The organism is Flavobacterium sp. AED (assembly GCF_000812945.1).
GTDB lineage: Bacteria > Bacteroidota > Bacteroidia > Flavobacteriales > Flavobacteriaceae > Flavobacterium.
In genome coordinates this window covers 479,410-498,499 of sequence record NZ_JSYM01000001.1, presented here as the reverse complement: position 1 = coordinate 498,499, position 19,090 = coordinate 479,410, and the positions used below count along the sequence as shown (strand labels likewise).

Here is a 19,090-nt window from a genome sequence, read left to right as displayed (position 1 = left end):
AAAGAGTGATGATAGTAAAAGCGGTATAAATTAAAAAATGGAATGGCTTTTATTTTTATGCTTACATTTAGGAAAGATAGGAATTGGTTTAAAACATAAAATGATGAGCGATAATAAACAAATATTTCAGACCGCAACCCAAACAAGATGGAGAGCCTTCAAGTGGTCAACTAGAATTTTGATTTTTGGAATACTGCTATTAATTCCCATTTTTATTATTACACTCCATAAAGGATTAAAACCAGCATTGCCATTATTAACCAATGTCAACAATGAGGTTCAAATGCTTTCAAATCCTAATATTCCTTTCGTATTTAGCAAAGATGAATTAAAAAAGTACAAAGGTTTTGATGCTTTTTTAAGAATGAAAGAAAAAAATGAAAAATTAAAAAATTTTGAAGAACCAAAACATAAAGACCAAGTCAGAGCTGCATTTTATGTAGATTGGGATCCACAAAGTTTGTTTTCTTTACAAAAGAACATCAAGAAGCTCAATATGGTGGTTCCGGAATGGTTTTTTATTGACCCCAAAACCGAATCATTAAAAACCGAAATCGATACAGCAGCATTAAAAGTAATGCGAAAAAACAATGTTAGAATTGTTCCACTAATCAATAATATTGATATTAGTAAAGAAGATGGCGATTTTAATGGAAATCTAATTCATCGTATTATTAACAATCCAGCTAAAAAATCCCGATTGATTAATGATATTGCAAAGATTTTGAAACAATATAATTTCCAAGGTATTAATATTGATTTTGAAGAGTTTAAAGAAAATAGTGATGCGCCTATTATTGCTTTTCAAAAAGATTTATACGAAAAATTACATCCTATGGGGTTGATTGTGTCACAAGACATAATGGTTAATAATGAAGATTTTAATTTAAAGGAGCTTGCCAAATACAACGATTATATGTTTCTGATGGCTTATGATGAGCATTATGCAGGAAGTGTTCCTGGTGACATTAGCGGTCAAAAATGGATAGAAAGTGTGCTGGATGAAACCGCAAAAGAAATTCCCGAAAACAAAATAATTCTTTGTTTTGCAGGCTACGGATACGACTGGCAACAAGGCAAAGAAGGTAAAACTGTAACTTATCAAGAAGCATTGTCAAACGCAAAATTATACAAAGCAAAAATAGATTTTGACAATACTAGTTACAACAACAATTACACTTATACAGATGGAAATGGCAATAAACATATTGTAAATTTTACTGATGCCGCAACTAATTTCAACACTATTCGTTTTGCAGATGAATATGGAACGGCAGGAACAGCTTTGTGGCGTTTGGGTAGCGAAGACGACCGACTTTGGCGTTTCTACAATCGCAGTTTGACAGATGTGAGTTTAGAAAACAAACCTTTTGATTATAAAACCTTAGAAAATGTAAACTTTGGGTATTCAACACCGGATTATATTGGTGATGGTGAAATATTAAATGTGGTTACCAATCCAGAACTGGGTAAAATAAAGCTGGACATAAATAAAAAAGAAAACATTATTTCGAAGCAAACCTATTTAGAATTGCCCACTAAATATGTTATTAAAAAATATGGAAATGTGCATAATCAAGTCATTCTAACTTTTGATGACGGTCCTGATCCAGAATACACACCACAAATTTTAGATATTTTAAAAAAAGAAAAAGTGCCAGCGACATTTTTTGTGGTTGGTTTGCAAGCCGAAAATAATATACCGTTACTGCAGCGCATTTATACTGAAGGGCACGAAATAGGCAATCATACTTTTACTCATCCCAATATTGCCGCAGTAAGTCTAGAAAGAGCATCAACCGAAATGGAAAGTACCCGACTTTTGATAGAAGCTGTAACGGGAAGAAGCACGGTTTTATTTAGAGCTCCATACAATGCAGATGCGGAACCTACAACCGAAAACGAATTAAAACCCATAACATTAAGCAAAGAACAAAATTATTACAGTGTTGGCGAAAGCATCGATCCCAACGATTGGGAAAAAGGAGTAAAAGCGGACAGCATTTATGCCAGAACCATAAAACAATATGAAGCTAATCCAGATAAAGGAATAATTCTTTTGCACGATGCGGGCGGTAACCGTGAAGCTACTGTAGAAGCTTTGCCACGAATTATTCACTATTTTAAAAGTAAAGGAATACAGTTTACAACTGTTGCTCATTTGCTTGGCAAAACCAAAAATGATTTAATGCCAAAAGCACACGAGAGTTTTTTGAGCGTTGATGATTTTATATTTGAATTTGGTTATTGGTTTGGTCATTTTATTGCAGCTACATTTTGGGTTGCCATTATTTTAGGATTTTTAAGAATCTTATTGATGTTTGTAATGGTTTTTATCAAAAAATACAAAGATCAAAAACAGCCGCCTATCTATAATTTGCAAAATATAAATCCAAAAGTAAGTATCATTGTTCCTGCTTATAACGAAGAAATAAATGCGGTAAAAACGATCAACAATTTACTTTTGCAAGATTATCCCAATTTTGATATTGTTTTTATTGATGATGGATCAAAAGATAAAACCTATCAAATGATAATGGATACTTTTGGTATGAATTCAAAAGTAAGCGTAAATACTAAACCTAATGGAGGAAAAGCATCAGCGCTAAATTATGGTATAAATTTAACCCAAAATGACTATGTTGTTTGCATCGATGCCGACACACAACTTAAGACCGATGCACTTTCCCAATTGATGAAATGTTTTACGATCAAAACAAAAAACAATCAAGAAATTGGTGCAGTTGCAGGTAATGTAAAGGTTGGAAACGAAAATACAATGCTCACCAAATGGCAAAGTATTGAATATACAACAGCTCAAAATTTCGACCGTAGGGCATTTGATTTAATTAATGGAATTACCGTTGTTCCAGGTGCTATTGGTGCTTTCAAAAAAGAAGCTATTGCTAAAGCAGGTGGTTTTACAATTGATACCTTGGCAGAAGATTGTGATTTGACTATTCGTATTTTAAGAAAAGGATATAAAGTTGTTAATTGTGTAGATGCCATTGCCATAACCGAAGCTCCGGAAACGTTTAAGGAATTTATGAAACAACGTTTTCGTTGGAGTTATGGGGTTATGCAAGCTTTTTCTAAAAATAAAGATGCTTGTTTTAATCCAAAATATAAAGGTCTGGGAATGGTGGCTTTGCCTAATATTTTGATCTTTCAAATCATATTACCCATTTTTGCTCCTTTAGCTGATTTGGTTTTGATATTTAGTTTAATTTGGAACCATAATAATCCCGAAAATTTATATAAAATAGGTATTTATTATGTCGTTTTTATGTTTGTGGATGTATTGGTTAGCATCGTAGCTTTTGTGTTTGAGAAAGAAAAATTAAGTAAATTAGTATGGCTCATTCCACAACGATTCATATACAGACAATTGATGTATATAATTCTTTTTAAGGCAATTAAAAAAGCCATAAAAGGGGAAAGTCAAGGTTGGGGTGTTTTGAAACGTACTGGAAATGTAAAAACTGTGCAGTAAGTTTAAAAGATTACCTTAATGAAAAACAAAATAGTGGTCTTATCATTTTGTAGATGTAGACAATCTTTTTTTTATAAAAATTAATTAAAAGGTATAACGGATACTTTCAGAGTTTATCTTTCGTGCTGTGCACGCAACGCAACCTTAGTTGTTGCGTGATGTTTTACGGCATTAATGACGGTAAAATAAAATCCTTAACAATGGTATCAGCTTGTGAGTGTCCATAAGGTTTATTGTAAGCTTTAGAAGTTATAATAATCACAATCGGAAGGTCCTTGAAGATTATGAATTCGTTTCCGCCATTTCCTGCACAATAAAAGGTTTCATAGTTTTTACCTTTATAAGCAACAGATTTATTCCAGAATAAATAACTATAAAATTGATTATCTCTTTCAGGAATTTGAATTTGGCGAGTAAAAGTTTTTTGCACCCATTCAAGAGGTATTATTTGTTCGCCATTCCAGACACCGTTGGCTTTGTACAATTGAGCATACTTAGCATAATCTAAAGATCTCATTTGTAAACCTCCTGCTGTATTAACTACTTTTTGCGGGGTATATTGCCATTGGTATTTTGTGATATTTAATGGTTTAAAAAGGTTTCTATCTGCATATTTTTCTAGACCATCAGGAACTTTTTTATCTAAAATATCGCCTAAAAGCACCACACCGGCAGTGAAATAATCCCATCGGCCTCCATTAGTTTTTGATTGATCCATTTGAAGGTCTAAACCAAATTTTACCCAATTGTCAGTAGGATACATGTTTTCCTCATTTCCTGGCGAATCACTATCGATATCGGAACCATTAAAAGCGGAACTCATGGTTAATAAATCTTTTATTTTTACACTGTCTTTTTTAACTTCATAGTTTTCAAACGTTTTTAAGTTGTAAAATGTATTCAGTGTTTGATTTTCATTCTTAATATAACCATCATTAATAGCGATTCCCATAAGCGTTGATGTAAAAGATTTCCCTGCAGAACGGGTATCGTGCAATGTACTTCTATCGGCACCATTAAAATACTCTTCCAGCAAAAGCTTCCCTTTATGAATTACAACAACACTCGTAATTTCCTTTAGATTGTAATTGGCAATTTCAGTATTAAGGGCTTCGATATTCTTTTTGTTGAATGTTAAATCTGAAAGTTTCCAATCACTGTTGGGTTGTATTGGTTGAACTGCAATTTGTTTTGTAGTTATTTTTGGTGTTTGTATAACGAGTTGAATTTGACCTTCTGCAATTAAGCCACCAACCTTTGCGTCACTATTTTCATCAATTTTCACATAAGGTCTAATCTCGATTTTGAGTTTGTGACTACCTATGTTCAATGCTTTTTCGCCACCATTACCTTTAAATCTGTCCCACATATACATGGCCCACCAATCTTCTCCTTTAGTGCTGGTCAAAGGAACCCTGAATGTAGTGGAAGTATTTTTGTTGCCCCCAGAACCAAAGTTACATCCGAAATTAATGTTTTCTTTATAGATAAATTTAGTATCAATATAGAATGCAAATTGGAGGTTCCCTTTTTTAAGTAATTCTTCCGCTGATAAATCAGGGGCAAGCTGATGAAGATAATTCGTTACAGAATTGCTCATAAAAACCCGAATATTTAAGTCTGAGCGATAGGTTAAGTGAAAGGATTTAAGAAAATCAGATGCAGTATATTTATCCAATAGTATATTCCCATTCATAAAGGTAACCCTGCCAATATTAGATTGGTGCAAACTGCTGGTAATTCCGTCAGTTGTTACAAGGTCTTTTGTTTGCCCAAACGTTGTCTGAAAAAAAAGAATAACTAAAAATGCAAGTGAAATCCGTTTCATAATTATTTGATATAGTTAAGTCTCAAAAGTAGAACCAAATACTGTTGAAAAATAGAACAGGATTAACATTTGGAAAATATTAACGGAAAAGGATTTTTCTATATTCGGACGGATTAATTCCGTTGATTTCTTTAAAACAACGTGTAAAATGACTTTGGTCAGAAAAGCCACACTCAAAAGCTATTGATGTCAAATCGAGCTTTTTTTCTGAGATTAGTTGTAAAGACTTTTGGACTTTTAATTTTCTAATATATTCTCCCAAACTGGAATTGAAGTATTTTGAAAAATCTCTTGACAAATGAACAGGATGAATGTTTAAAGTTTTTGACAAATATTCTAATGTAAGATGATCTAAAAACTGGTCATTCAATATCATATTTACTTCAGAAACCCAAGTCGGTTTTTTATTAAATTTAGTTTGATTATATCGGAGCATTTTTGCTAAAGTTTCTAATAATAATGTTTGAATTGAAAGTTGCGTTGCATTATCATCAACTTTTGTTTCTCTAAAAATTTTATACATTAAAAATTTCAAATCGGGGTTTGCAATATTGATGCTACCTTGTAAATTTGTTGTATTAAATTCCAAATTATCAAACCACCATTTTTCTATTTCGATATGAAAACCTCTTGTAAATCCTTCGGGTTTGATATTATAGTGCGGTTCTTGCCAATTATGAAATAGTAAACTACCTGCAGAACAATTATAAATTTCATTTTTGTTTCCTTCAATTACATTTCCTTGAAGTATAAAAGTAAAATAAGCGTTTTCGTGATAATGCCAATCTACTTTATCGTGAGTATAAACAGTATCAGTCAAGGTAATTCCTTCTAAATTAATAGTGTTATTAGTTTGTCCATAAAATTCTCCTTTTTGTGATTGTTTCATTATTGTTTTTGGTTGAATTTAGGTCCTTTAAAATAGCACACAATGTCATTCTCATGCCTCTAGGCGTTAGCAAGTTATGAAAACGAGTATTTTCTGCCAAACGAAAATACGATTTAAAACGGTAATTCCACTAAATTTGCAAATGGCTAGAGACGTGTGTTGCGCGATCGCCTTTCTATAGTATACCATTCTTCATTAATTACACAATTTTCGCTATTTGGTTCTGGATTTGCTTTTTCTATTTTAATACTTTAATGGCATTAGTCTCTGGAAAAGGATATTAATACAGATACTGTAGTAAGTAATACTTTTGAGATCGAATGGCCTCCAAAGTCAGGGACATTAAAAAGCTTTCCTGAAATAGACAAGGTACAATGGTTTACCATTGATAAAGCATTAGAAAAAATTAATGAGGCAATGCGGGGTCTTATTTTGAATTTGTTAAGGAAGGTAGAGCGTTGAATTGAAAGAAAAATATCAAGCTAATATTTAGTTACAATTGTATTGGATGTTTACGTTAAATTTATAATAAACCTAATTTTTTAGCTTTCGTAATTAGGTCTCTATCGCTGCCTTTTCCCATTAATAGCTGCTCTTTTATATTTGCTTTTCTTTTTTCTATTGCACTCATAGAAAGAGGAATATAGTCAGGAAGATTAACCGTTTTAGTTCCCTGCGAGATTAAGATTAGAATCTGACTATCATGTTTATCCCAATTTATATTTTTTTGAAACAATTCTCGCTGAGATTCTAGTATAGTAGTGCTTCGAAATGTATCTCCATCCATAATTTTTTTACAAATAATAGGGAATAATTCAAAGTTGATATCACTTTTAGAAACAAAACCTTCAGGGTTTATCTTTTTAATGATTGTATCTACTGTAAGGGGCTCACTATGCATTGTAAGAAGAACTATTTTACAATTTGTAAATTTTTTTCTAATTAGCAAAGCCAGGTCAATACCATTTTCAATATTAAATTCTTTATAAGGAGGAAGGCTAATATCCAATAATGCTAAATCAATAGTTGTATTTTGTTTGAGATGAAAAAATATTTTGGTGTAGGCATCTTGACAGTTATAACTCTTTATGAATTTGGGAGTGTTTTTTTGAAAGTCATTATCAGATAAAAGATTAGTATAGCTATCAACAGTCATGGGGTGATCATCAACTATCAAAATATTAAGGCTTTTCATCTGTTTTTCAATTTCTGCAAAATTAATTAAATATTACGGTTATACCGTACTATTTAATTGAAGCAAAGTTGTTTTTTTGTAAAAAAAGATTGTCTAACTTAAATTAATGTTTATGAAAAATAAATTACACATAGCGGGACTTGTTTGCATTACGTTATTAACTTACTCATGTTCAAATGATGATAGTTATGAAGGTCAAGAGGTTAAAGCTAAAAATTTTGAGATTACACCTCAGACTGTTTTGACTGCAAAAACTATTGATTCCACTACAGTAAAATCAGGTACAAAAATAAATGCAGCACCAACAAGTAGTGCGCCAGATGGTGATCCAGTTAATCCACCGATGCCAAGATAGTATTAAGTTATAACTTGAAATAAGAATACCATATGATTTATTTGTAAATCATATGGTATTCTTATTTCTAAATACTACATTTGAAATTATAAAATAATAATTAGATTTTGAGTACCCCTACTAAAATTATCTGTTTTTTTCTGCTGTCCCTTTTTTTTTCGTGCCAAAAGAATGATTCAGATACCTCTGTAAAAAACAGCACTACCTTATTTGACAAAACGTATTTAGATGGTTTAGGTCAAAATAAAAAAGAGAAATACTTAGATTCAATTGGTCATTTATTAAAATCTAAGGATAATGATTCCATTGTCAGAGAGACTTATTTAAAAGTCGCAACGGAATATTTTAATATCAATAATTTAGAAAAATCTTTATCTTCCGGTTTAAGGGCTTTAAAACTATCAAAACAAGCTAACGATAGTATCAGAATTCCAAAGGCGCTATATTATGTTGGCGATTGTTATCAAAACTCAAAAAGGGATAGCGCTTACTTTTATTATCTACAAGCAGAAAAATTATATTATAAAATCCACGATTATGATAATTTGGGCAAAATGCTATTTAATAAAGCCTATGTTTTATTTTATGAAGGAAATTATGTAGAATGTGAAGTTGAAATTTCTAAAGCATTACAGTATTTAAAAAAATCTAGCAATCACCGCTTTATTTATCCTTGTAATACGTTAATGGGTAATTGTTTAGAGAAACTAGTTAAATATGATGAAGCCTTACGATATCATGAATTAGCATTGCGTGACCTCGAAATAATGAAAAATCAGGGTGTAAATAAAGATGTAATAAATAATTACAATGTGATTTCTGTCATGAATATATGTAATTTATATGATTTAAAAAAAGAGTTCTCGAAGTCTATAGAAAAGTTACAAGTCTTACTTACAGAAGATTTAAAAAAGAGATCCCCGAGATTATATGCTAATGTTTTAAGTAATTTGGCTTATTCCAAGATGAAAAATAGAGATTATCAAAATGTAGCCCCTATGTTTTTTGAATCCTTAAGAATTGTTGATAGTATGGGGATTGAGTCGGAAATTTTATATAAAAAGATCCACATAGGAGAATATTTTTTAACTCAAAAGGATACTATAAAATCAATAGAAACTTTAAAAGAAGCGAATCAATTAGCCACTAAAATTAAGAACAGTAATGAAATTTTGGCTTCATTAAAATTGTTATCCGAATTAGATAAGAAAAACAGGTTGTTCTACGCAAATCAATACATCAAAGTAAGTGACAGCATTAATGGAGTTCAAAAAAATGCTCATAATAAGTATGCCAGGATTGAGTATGAAACTTCAAGAATAGAGGATGAAAATAAAGTTTTGACAAAAGAGAACTTTTTTATTTTAATGGGTTCGTTTGGGTTAGTCTTAATACTGATATTAATTATTGTTTTAAGATATTTAAAATATAGAAATAAAGAGTTACAGTTCTTTAAGAAACAGCAAAAAGCTAATGATGAAATATACCATCTGCTGACCGAACAAAATAAAAAAATTGATCTTGCAAAAGAGAGTGAGAAGGACAGAATAGCCAAAGAATTACATGATGGCGTAATGAATAAAATTTATGGTGTTCGAATGAATTTAGGTTTCTTTAATTCTTTAATAGACGAGGAAACAATTGAAAAAAGGAAAGTATATATTACTGAATTACAAAATATTGAGAGTGAGATTAGAAGTATTGCACATGATTTAAGCCGAGGTTCTTTTTTTGATGGTAATGATTTTAATGTACTATTGTCAAGTTTAATAGAAAATCAAAAAGAGTTTACTAAGACCCAGTTTAACTATTTAAATGAAGAAATGTTTGAATGGACAACTGTTGATAATATATATAAGATTAATTTATACCGTATTATTCAGGAGGCGATTTTAAATATTAATAAGTATGCAAACGCAAAGAATTGTACGGTAAAAATTCAGAGAAAGGATAATGATATTTTGCAACTGAGTATTACTGACGACGGAGCAGGATTTGATACGAAAATTAAAAAAGGAGGTATCGGATTAAGTAATATGAAAGAAAGAACGAATTCTTTAAAAGGTCAATTTGACATTGAATCAAAAATTGGAGCAGGAACAAAAATTGAAGTTATTTTTAATCTTCAAGCACTATCCTATTAAATATTCGTAAAGGCTAAGCTTAGTTTTCGAGGATTTACCCTTAAATTTATTTTCTAAATCGATTGTGCTGATATACCAAAATAGTTAGCGCAGTTTTTTAAACTGTGTTCATACAGTGAGTCAATAGTGATTGTTTTTTTTAGCCTATAATCTGCGTCGGATTTTTAATCTGATTGACCAAAACCTATTAAAACAATATCTAAAAGTATTGCTTTATATTTTGGGGTTCTAATAGCTGTTTTTATCGCTTTTTATGGTTCGTTTTCTTTTACGAACCATAAAGTGACTTTTTCTGAAAAGAATTTTAATTGAAGTTTAAATCTCATATATTTACTTTTTAATTAACAAAATAAAGCTCGTTTAGAGGTTCTACCCAGACGCTTCGGGCTAATTGATGCTAGTAGCAGACACTCTCAAAATTTAAAAAAACATAATGGAAAAATACTTACGACAATTAATTTCAATAGAATTTGACGACAAAAAAGAAATTTTTAGTGGTTTTCTTATTGATTGGACTGAAGATTGGATTTTACTAAAAAATAACCCTTTTGATTTTATAATTGATGGCTATACGATATTAAAAAATAAAAATGTAAAGTCAATTATTCAAGACAAAGATCATGAATTCACAGCAAGAGTAATTAAACTTAAAGGTTTAAAAACAAGTGCAGCGGAAATAATTCCGCTTAAAGATTTGTCTTCCATTATACATTTTTTAGCAAATAAATATGAGATTTTTCAGATTACAAAAAAGTCAGATAAAGCGGTTTATCTCGGTAAACTCCTAGAACTAAATGAGGAAGAACTGGTAATAGATTTTTTGGGAACCGAAGGGAAATTTGATGGTGAAATGAGTTTTAAGCAAAACAAAATAAGAGTTATAGAATTTGATACGGATTATATTAATTCTTTGAAACTAATTGTTGACGAAGAAAAGAAAAAGTAAGTGGGTGCTAATACAGGAATAGATAAATCTACCAAAGAATAGGGAAGACTACTGTTTTTGATATTGAGAAACAAAGAAAAGGTTCGTTTATACAAACAAATACATCAAATAAAAACAATGACTCATCTTTTCAAAACCCATTTAGAAAAATTCATTGAAATAAACGAAAAGGAATTTTTGGAAATCATGACATTTTTTGAAGTTAAAAGTATCAAAAAGAAAGAAAATTTAGTTGTTGAAGGAGCTATTTGTAAATCACATTTTTTTGTGCTTAAAGGTTGTTTGAGGAAATTTTTCATAAATAACAAAGGCGTCGAACAAACTACTGAGTTCGCCATAGAAAATTGGTGGATTACTGATAACCTTGCCTACGAGCATAGATTGCCTACTGAATTTTATATTCAAGCTGTGGAGTCTTCTGAAATTTTAATTATCAATAGGGAATCACAAGAACAATTACTAATGAAGTTCCCCAAAATGGAACGCTATTTTAGATTTATATACCAACGTGCCTATGCTGCTGCACAAGTGCGAATGAAATACCTATACGATTTTACAAAAGAAGAATTCTACGATCATCTGTGCAAATCCCAACCTGAATTTGTACAGCGAATTCCACAATATTTAATTGCTTCTTTTCTAGGATTTACCCCGGAATACTTAAGTGAAATTCGAAATAAAAATCGTTCTTAAACCAGTTTAAGTTTTTTCTGTTGCCTATTCCCGAATTTTGCTTTATTAATTTAAAAGAAAAACAAAAATGGAAAAAAGAGTCAACATCAACGAAACAGAACCTCAAGCATTTAAAGCCATGTTAGCTTTAGAAGGATATCTGGCTACTTCCCAAATATCTAAAACGGAAAAAGAATTAATTAAAATTCGAGCTTCACAAATCAATGGTTGTGCCTTTTGTATCGATATGCATACCAAAGATGCCTTGAAATACGGAGAAACCAACCAACGTATTTTTTTACTAAATGCTTGGCGTGAAACTGATTTGTTTACTGAGAAAGAAAAAGTAATTCTATCCATGACCGAAGAAATCACTTTGATCCACAATCAAGGCCTATCTGAGACAAGCTACCAAAAAGCAGTACTTTTTTTTGACAAAAACCAAATCGCTCAAATCATTATGGCAATCGTAACCATAAACGCCTGGAACCGAATTGCGGTAAGTACACAATTAGAACCCGGAAAATAAAAAGAACGCTTTGCGAAGTATTTCTTAAAAAGAAAAAAGCACAAAGTCGGGGGTGCTTCATGAACCCTCCCGACTTTGTGCTTTTTAGATCATCTTTGGATTATTTGTGCAACTATGACTGAAAATTACATCGTTAATATAGTATTTATATTTTGATATTACATTGTGATTTTCCCCTCCATTGATGGAATTAATAAAAGAATTATTGCCATCGACCGGGTACCCAATGATAACCACGTCGAGCTTTATTCCAATGACCTCGTTCATAATTCCGACCTTGACGTGGCATAGTCCAATAACCATCACCGCGATAATAGGAGCGTGTTCGATTATTCCAATACCAGTTGCCTTCTATCCAAATATAGCTATCTCCGGGACGCGTTGGTCTGTAAACTTCTTGATATGCAGGTTCTATAGAAACATAGCCCGCTGAACAGGCATTAAATAATAATACGGCCCCAGCGAAACTGATTAAATAAATTAATTTTTTCATGTTCTTAATTTTAAGTAAATTAAATCGTTTACGGTTTACTTCATTTCTCAATATACTTCATTTAAAAAATAAATTTCTTTTATACTCCGAAATGCCAATTCCTGACTATTCCAATTGCCCATGTTTAATTTACCGAATAGTAGGCTGTTATCGAATTAAGTGATGAAGCTCATTAATACTGCTGTTTAGCTTACTAATCATTTCGCTTCTGTTTTTGTTGTTGTTTCGCTTGTGGATCATTTCGTTGTTGCATTTGTTGCTGTCTGGGCTGTTGTTCGTTAGCTCGCTGTTGCATTTGTTGTTGTCTAGCCCGTTGCTCGTTAGCTTGCTGTTGCATTTGTTGTTGTTTTGCCTGTTGTTCCTTTGCTTGCTGGTCATTGCGTTGTTGTTCTTTAGCTTGCTGATCATTACGTTGTTGTCTAGCCCGTTGCTCGTTAGCTTGCTGTTGCATTTGCTGTTGTATTTGTTGTTGTTTGACCTGTTGCTCCTTAGCTTGCTGGTCATTACGTTGTTGTCTTGCTGGCTGCTGTTGCTCATTACGTTGTCGTTGCTGATCATCATGTTGCTGCCTTGCTGGTTGGTTTTCTCTCTGTGGCTGAATTCTAACGTTTCTTTGCGCAGCAGGTTGTAGATCTTTCAAGCGCACCACTTTGGAAGGGGCAGGTTCACGTTGTGCAGCCCTATTTTTTTCCACCCGTGGTCTGTATATTTGAAGCTCTCTTTTACTCAGATTTTGACCCGGGTTATTTCTTTCCCTTAGCGTTACTGGGGAGATTGTTGTACCGGTTTGTCTTTGTACTTCTGTTCTATCTGGTCCTGAATTGTATTTTACTCGAGTTGAATTGTCTCTCTGAATATTATTTATTACTGTTGAATTGTTAATGATTGTAACATTATTTGATGTAGGAACATAATAATTATAAATGTTCGTTCTTCCAAAATCCCTATCTCTTACACATGTCCAATAATTGTAGGGCAAACGATAACCACTACTATAAGCAATAGTAATGCTAATACCTGGCCCTATCGGTGCCCATCCGTAAAAACCTTCGGATCTTCTCCAGATAACCCATCCCGGACCCCATTCATAACCCGGAACCCATATCCATCCATAATAAGAATCATAATACCATCGTCCATAATGAAAAGGCGCCCACCCCCATGAATAATTAGAAATCCAAGTCCAACCTACATTGGTAAATACCCAATAGCCATTAGTTCTATAAGGGATAAACGCGGAGGATATATTGGGAACCCAAGCGTATCCATATTCTGGGGTATCAATCCAATAACCGTATGGGCTTAAATCATCATAAAAAATCTGGAAGCTAATGGATACTTGTGCAGTTGCTTTTTGAGGTGCCATCAAGAGAGCCGAATTGACAGCAAGGAACAAAATAAAAATTTTAGCCGTTGCTTTCATAATAGTAATTGTTTAATTAGCTATTGATTTTTAAAAATACAATTGAAATCGTATCATGTTAAAGGTAAGTATTTTATAAATTAATAACTGTTAAACAACTTCTAAAAATAAGGTAGATTATTTTCCAATTTTAAAATAATCTACCTTTTATTTTAAGAAGATTAATTGAGGTAGAGTATTGTATCTATTAATAATTATTATAAGTTTTTTGATTTTCAAGTCCGTACGGAAGTATCGGGGAGAGGCATTGTAGAGAAAGAGTTCTAAATGGTAAATAAAATAGGATAGTCCATTACTGTGAATCTATTTTAGCTTGAAAGAATGCGATTTGAAAATAAAAACGCAATAAGCGAAGTAATTAATAAAAAAGCCCATTAGCGTTGCTAATGAGCTTTACAATTGTAAAATTAAATTTATTTTTTTGATTCCTCTACAGAAACTTTTCTAAACTCTTTTAATAGTTTTTCTAGTTCCAAAGTAGATTTACGAGCTCTTGGTCCGGCAGCTTTTACACCTTTCTCAATTAGTGATTCAGATTCTGTTTTAAATGTTTCGAATTCTGCGTTGATTTTTTCGATTAAATCTTTCATGATAGTGCTTTATTAAATTAGAGCGCAAAAATAAAAATTTGCTTACTAGATATAACTAATTTGCTGTTAAATTCTCACTTTTTTTAGGAGTAACTCGGACATGTAAACCCGACCACGCTGATATATCACAATCGTTAGCGCGCAGTTTTTTTAATTGTGCCCACAACGGTGAGCAAATAATGATTGATTTTTTTAGCCTACAATTTGCGCCGGATTTTTAATCTGATTGGCCAAAAAATAAAACAATATGTACGAAGTACTGTTTTATTTTTGAGGATCTAATAGCTGTTTTTAACGCTTTTTACGGATTGTTTTCTTTAAGAACGAGAAAGTCACTTTTTTAGGAAAAGTTTTAATTGTAGTTTAAATCTTAGATATTTACTTGCTAATGAACAAAATTGAGTTCGTTTGAAAGATATTGAGATTGAATGCCACCCGCAAAAAAAGTTAGGCATTTAATGGGTGTATTTTATGCATAAGATTGTTATCTTTAAGGTAATGAAAAAGGCTGTAAAGAATAGTAGAAATGATTTTGTAGGTTTGGATTATAATGCTCAGCCAGAGTAGCGTGTTTACTACAAAAAATAAAAAATCATACTCAATTTTTAATCTAAAAAATGAATATGTAAATACGTTGGTCGTAATCGTATGGCGACATTCCAACTTTCAAATTGAACAGCGGACAGTAGCCGAAAACCATTTCTGCAAAGCCGTTTGGTTATCGTACGCAAAATTCAATTTCAATTCAAACAATAATTACTAACGATTAAAAACTGTAATTATATGAGAAAAATAATTGTCTTATCAATGATAACATTAGATGGAGTACTACAAGCACCTGGTGGACCTGAGGAAGATACATCTGGCGGTTTCAAATATGGCGGTTGGACTGCACCGTATGGTGACGAAGTAGGTGGTAAGGTGGTGCAAAAAGAGCTGAAACAACCAGTAGATTATCTTTTGGGCAGGAAAACATTTGAGATTTGGTCATCCTTTTGGCCTAAACATGCTGACATTTGGCCAGGCATCAATGATGGCACAAAATACGTTATGTCCAAGACCATGAAAAAGTCAAACTGGAAAAACACCGTATTTATTGAAAGTTTGGAAGCTATCAAAAAACTTAAAAATTCAGAAGGTCCTGATATTCAAGTTTGGGGCAGCAGTATGCTTATTCAGCTGTTATTTAAGAATGATTTAGTGGACGAACTCCGACTTAAAATTTACCCATTGACTCTTGGTACAGGAAAAAAATTATTTGACGATGGCACGATTCCGGCAGCATTTACATTAACGGAGAGTTTGACTACGTCAACTGGAGTAATCATTGCCAACTACAAGCGAGCTGGAGAAGTCAAGACAGGTACTGTTGGAACTTAAGGTGGCTAAGCTGTTAATAAATTTACCAATAAAATTCAATCTATGGACAAGACAAATAAGAAAGCCAGCTCTGGATTAACCCCCACTCAAATTGCTTGGGTGGTGAAAGATATAGAGAAATCAAAGACTTTTTTTCAGGAAATGCTTGGCGTTACCAATTTTAGCCCGACTGTTACCACTCGCTTAAAAGAGTATGACGGAACTTATTATGGAGAACCATCTGATGCAGAAAACCTTCTTGCAATGGCTTATTCCGGTGGGACATTTATCGAACTCATTCAACCCATTTCGGGAAAAAGTATTTTTAAGGATTACATAGACCATAACCCAACAGGCGGAGTTCAACATATTGCATACGGCACGCCAATTGCAAATCTTGACAAAGTAATTTCAGAGTTTGAGAATAAAGGCTTTACAGTAATAAGCAGCTTCGACACGCCAATAGCTAAAATTGTGTTTTTTGACACACGGTCAGCCATTGGTGTTTTTACGGAAATAATGGGTATTACTAAAGAAGGCGAAAAGGCTGTTCAAGAAATGAAAATTGGATTGGCACAGCAGTGAGTGGACTAGTAACCGATATGCTTGAAAGCATGGGACATTTATTGAGGGTAATACTATAATAACAATCCGTTTAAATCCTGACACTAAAGAAGAAGCTTACCCCACTTGTATAAAGAACTTTTTTAAGCTGGAACAGAAGATGTGCACCCCACGATTAATTTTGGGGTTACTGGGGAACTTGTAAAGACAAATTTAGAATCCGCTGGATGTTTAATGTTTCAAGTCAGCCTCTTAATTAATAATTACTAACCCAAAATTAATACTATGACAAATAATAGCGTATCATTACACCGAGTTCTTAAAGCATCTCCCGAAAAAAATTATCGTGCGTTTACTGATGCAAATGCGATGGCATCATGGATTCCTCCATATGGTTTTTTATGTGTTGTTCATAGCATGGATGCAATAGAAGGTGGGAACTACCGAATGTCTTTTATCAATTTTTCAATAGGGAATGGACACTCATTTGGCGGAACATACTTGGAATTGAATGAATTTATCAAATATACTGACAAATTTGACGACCCGAATTTGCCCGGTGAAATGGTCACTTCGGTTTGGCTCAAAGAGGTTTCTTGCGGGACAGAACTTGAAATTATTCAAGAAGGGATTCCTTCCGTTATACCAACAGAAATGTGTTATTTAGGTTGGCAGGAATCATTAGAGAAATTGGCAAAATTAGTTGAGCCTGAAATTCCGGATGCTTAAATCTTTTAGCGACTGGTTTTTTATTTTCTAATTCATAAAATAACGTAGTTTTAAGTTTTTTTAGACAAACTGACGTTAGCTAGAGCAGTACCAAAAATTACGGATTATGAAACATGAAATTTGCGACAAAACACTTCTGGTAATTGCATAAAGCTTGTTTCATGAAACAAAAAAATACCCACTCTTACTATTTAAAACAAGTAAAAGCGGGTTTTTAGATCATATAATCGTTCTGTAATTATTTACCAATGACAGGACATTTATAAACTTCGCCTGTCGGGATCAAAGTAATTTCATTGTTTGCTACGGCTGCTGATATTTCATCATCACTAAATAATTGGCGGGCAGTGTGACCGGAATTGAAAGCAATTTGCACTTCTTCCCAAATAGGATTCATACCATCACCAGGAATAGCATCTATCACACTAATAAATGGCAAACCACCTGGTAACCCAGCATCAGATTGATAAATAAAATTAATACCGGGGTTTTGAGCAATAAGTATTGCTGACGCTTGTGGAGTAAATTCAACGAATATAATATTGAATAACTTCGCATCATAATAAGCAGGAATGGCACTCGCAATACCTGTCGTACTATTCTTGCTACTAATACTCGTTTGACGCGCAAAATTTGAACTGGATTGAGTCTCAATCACATCCTCATTCGAGCACGAAACGAAAAACAATACACTACCTAAAATAGTAGTGATTAACGCTAAGATTGTAAACTTGGTTTTCATTTTTCTTAATCATTAAAAGTTATTTAATCAGTTCTAAAAAAATCCTAGTAAAGGTAGCTAATCCTCACTATATATTCTTTGATTATGCGGATTAAAAAACGTTAATTTATGATTAAAAACAAATGTAATTATCTAAAAATAAGTATTTTATGTTTGTGCGTTTGTTGGTTTAACCCAAATAAAAGATGATTACAAGACTAAAGGGCCAGTCAGCTCAAAATGAAGATAAACAATTGCAATATATTGTAAAAAAACCTTCTGAGATTAGAAAACTGGGAGGTGCCCTATTTACTGATTTTCGCTATGGGACTGTCTTTTTGTATCATAATAGTGCACCCTCTTACTATTGCAGTCAAGGCATTCCGTGGTTCGCTAAGAATTTAATATTGTTGTGTCAGCTAATTGAATTTTAAAACGGATTGTCTGAGAACGGATTATTAGGTATGATGAATAAACAAGCTATGTCCAGTAACAGCGGTTCAGTTATACAGCACTTTTTAAAATCTAAATTAGAGGCTTTTAAACTTTTGAGTTTTTTTTAATGCTAGACGTGGAGAAAGAAACTCTACTTATACCGGTAGGGTTAGCTTTGTAAAAAAGTCTAAACTAAAATAATTTTTTTAAATAAAAAACCCGAAACTTTCATTTCGGGTTTTCTTTGCGGAGAAAGAGGGATTTGTATCTCTCTATTTATGTCAGTGTTTACGTTGTTTCGCAAACTATTTTAAAACAAGGGTCTCGATTTTACTCCTACAATTGATAGGCAAAAAATCATGTAATCTTATCACTGTAAATATAGTGATAATTGAAGGTATATCAAAGATAAAAAAGGTCTTTCATTGTTTAAAATTTGAACTGGTTAACTACTATTATTGTATTGGCATTAGTTCAAAATTTAGTTTACTAAAACACAATTCCTACCCAATTATCAAAGGTTCAACTTGTTCAATTTTTAGGCTTGTGTATTGACAAAATTCTTCGATGGATACAAACTCATTTTGGAGCTTATTGAGCTCCTTTCTCATTTTTTGTAGTAGCCTAATGCTTTGACGGTAACTCTTTCCTGTTATGCGTTGAATATCTTTAGGGTAGATACATAATCTCTTGTTTTCGGTTTTCATACTCTATCTATAGCTTTG

Annotated in this window: 17 protein-coding genes; 10 read left to right on the top strand and 7 right to left on the bottom strand. The window is 32.4% G+C overall.

From position 1 onward, the window contains the following. The first annotated feature begins 37 nt into the window (after window positions 1-37). Window positions 38-3,493, top strand: coding sequence for a polysaccharide deacetylase family protein (locus OA85_RS02235; protein ID WP_231557062.1), 3,456 nt, complete (start codon window positions 38-40; stop codon window positions 3,491-3,493). A 163-nt stretch (window positions 3,494-3,656) separates the two neighbouring features. Here the strand turns inward: OA85_RS02235 and OA85_RS02230 are convergent, their stop codons facing one another. From OA85_RS02230 to OA85_RS02220, 3 genes are all read right to left on the bottom strand, one after another. Continuing rightward, the gene (locus OA85_RS02230) at window positions 3,657-5,321 is read right to left on the bottom strand and encodes a serine hydrolase (RefSeq protein WP_039107879.1); all 1,665 of its coding nucleotides are present in this window, start codon (window positions 5,319-5,321) and stop codon (window positions 3,657-3,659) included. A gap of 79 nt (window positions 5,322-5,400) precedes the next feature. After that, window positions 5,401-6,210, bottom strand: coding sequence for an AraC family transcriptional regulator (locus OA85_RS02225; protein WP_039107878.1), 810 nt, complete (start codon window positions 6,208-6,210; stop codon window positions 5,401-5,403). A gap of 523 nt (window positions 6,211-6,733) precedes the next feature. Next, window positions 6,734-7,405: a response regulator gene (locus tag OA85_RS02220; protein WP_039107877.1), complete on the bottom strand. Its 672-nt coding sequence runs from the start codon at window positions 7,403-7,405 to the stop codon at window positions 6,734-6,736. Window positions 7,406-7,517: 112 nt separating this feature from the next. Here OA85_RS02220 and OA85_RS02215 point away from each other — a divergent pair, with 112 nt between their 5' ends. The 5 genes from OA85_RS02215 (at window position 7,518) to OA85_RS02195 (ending at window position 12,051) form a co-directional block, all read left to right on the top strand. Continuing rightward, a complete protein-coding gene (locus OA85_RS02215; RefSeq protein ID WP_197056046.1) occupies window positions 7,518-7,760 on the top strand; it encodes a hypothetical protein in 243 nt (80 codons plus the stop codon). A gap of 107 nt (window positions 7,761-7,867) precedes the next feature. After that, on the top strand, window positions 7,868-9,904 hold the full coding sequence (locus tag OA85_RS02210; RefSeq protein ID WP_231557061.1) for a tetratricopeptide repeat-containing sensor histidine kinase: 2,037 nt from the start codon (window positions 7,868-7,870) through the stop codon (window positions 9,902-9,904). 433 nt (window positions 9,905-10,337) lie between these two features. After that, window positions 10,338-10,850 (top strand): hypothetical protein, encoded by a 513-nt coding sequence (locus OA85_RS02205; RefSeq protein WP_039107874.1) that lies wholly within the window; start codon window positions 10,338-10,340, stop codon window positions 10,848-10,850. A gap of 117 nt (window positions 10,851-10,967) precedes the next feature. Continuing rightward, complete coding sequence (locus OA85_RS02200) at window positions 10,968-11,543, top strand: Crp/Fnr family transcriptional regulator (protein ID WP_039107873.1); 576 nt, start codon at window positions 10,968-10,970, stop codon at window positions 11,541-11,543. A 67-nt stretch (window positions 11,544-11,610) separates the two neighbouring features. Further along, complete coding sequence (locus OA85_RS02195; protein WP_039107872.1) at window positions 11,611-12,051, top strand: carboxymuconolactone decarboxylase family protein; 441 nt, start codon at window positions 11,611-11,613, stop codon at window positions 12,049-12,051. Between the two features lie 202 nt (window positions 12,052-12,253). Here the strand turns inward: OA85_RS02195 and OA85_RS02190 are convergent, their stop codons facing one another. The 3 genes from OA85_RS02190 to OA85_RS02180 form a co-directional block, all read right to left on the bottom strand. Beyond that, window positions 12,254-12,544 carry a YXWGXW repeat-containing protein gene (locus tag OA85_RS02190; protein ID WP_039107870.1) on the bottom strand — a complete coding sequence of 97 codons (291 nt, stop codon included), beginning with the start codon at window positions 12,542-12,544 and terminating at the stop codon, window positions 12,254-12,256. A 193-nt stretch (window positions 12,545-12,737) separates the two neighbouring features. Continuing rightward, a complete protein-coding gene (locus OA85_RS16955; protein WP_156129398.1) occupies window positions 12,738-13,940 on the bottom strand; it encodes a DUF6600 domain-containing protein in 1,203 nt (400 codons plus the stop codon). Window positions 13,941-14,380: 440 nt separating this feature from the next. Continuing rightward, window positions 14,381-14,557: a histone H1 gene (locus tag OA85_RS02180; protein WP_039107869.1), complete on the bottom strand. Its 177-nt coding sequence runs from the start codon at window positions 14,555-14,557 to the stop codon at window positions 14,381-14,383. A 783-nt stretch (window positions 14,558-15,340) separates the two neighbouring features. On the opposite strand from OA85_RS02180, the gene OA85_RS02175 reads away from it, so the two are divergent. From OA85_RS02175 to OA85_RS02165, 3 genes are all read left to right on the top strand, one after another. Then, window positions 15,341-15,937, top strand: a complete 597-nt coding sequence (locus OA85_RS02175; protein WP_039107868.1) for a dihydrofolate reductase family protein — start codon at window positions 15,341-15,343, stop codon at window positions 15,935-15,937. 42 nt (window positions 15,938-15,979) lie between these two features. Then, entirely contained in the window at window positions 15,980-16,501 is a 522-nt protein-coding gene (locus OA85_RS02170) for a VOC family protein (RefSeq protein WP_052257115.1), read from the top strand. A gap of 264 nt (window positions 16,502-16,765) precedes the next feature. Then, window positions 16,766-17,209: an SRPBCC family protein gene (locus OA85_RS02165; protein WP_039107867.1), complete on the top strand. Its 444-nt coding sequence runs from the start codon at window positions 16,766-16,768 to the stop codon at window positions 17,207-17,209. A gap of 238 nt (window positions 17,210-17,447) precedes the next feature. On the opposite strand, the gene OA85_RS02160 is transcribed toward OA85_RS02165, so the two are convergent. Continuing rightward, on the bottom strand, window positions 17,448-17,951 hold the full coding sequence (locus OA85_RS02160; protein ID WP_039107866.1) for a hypothetical protein: 504 nt from the start codon (window positions 17,949-17,951) through the stop codon (window positions 17,448-17,450). A gap of 185 nt (window positions 17,952-18,136) precedes the next feature. On the opposite strand from OA85_RS02160, the gene OA85_RS02155 reads away from it, so the two are divergent. Beyond that, window positions 18,137-18,364, top strand: a complete 228-nt coding sequence (locus OA85_RS02155) for a DUF4256 domain-containing protein (RefSeq protein ID WP_039107865.1) — start codon at window positions 18,137-18,139, stop codon at window positions 18,362-18,364. Window positions 18,365-19,090 lie beyond the last annotated feature (726 nt).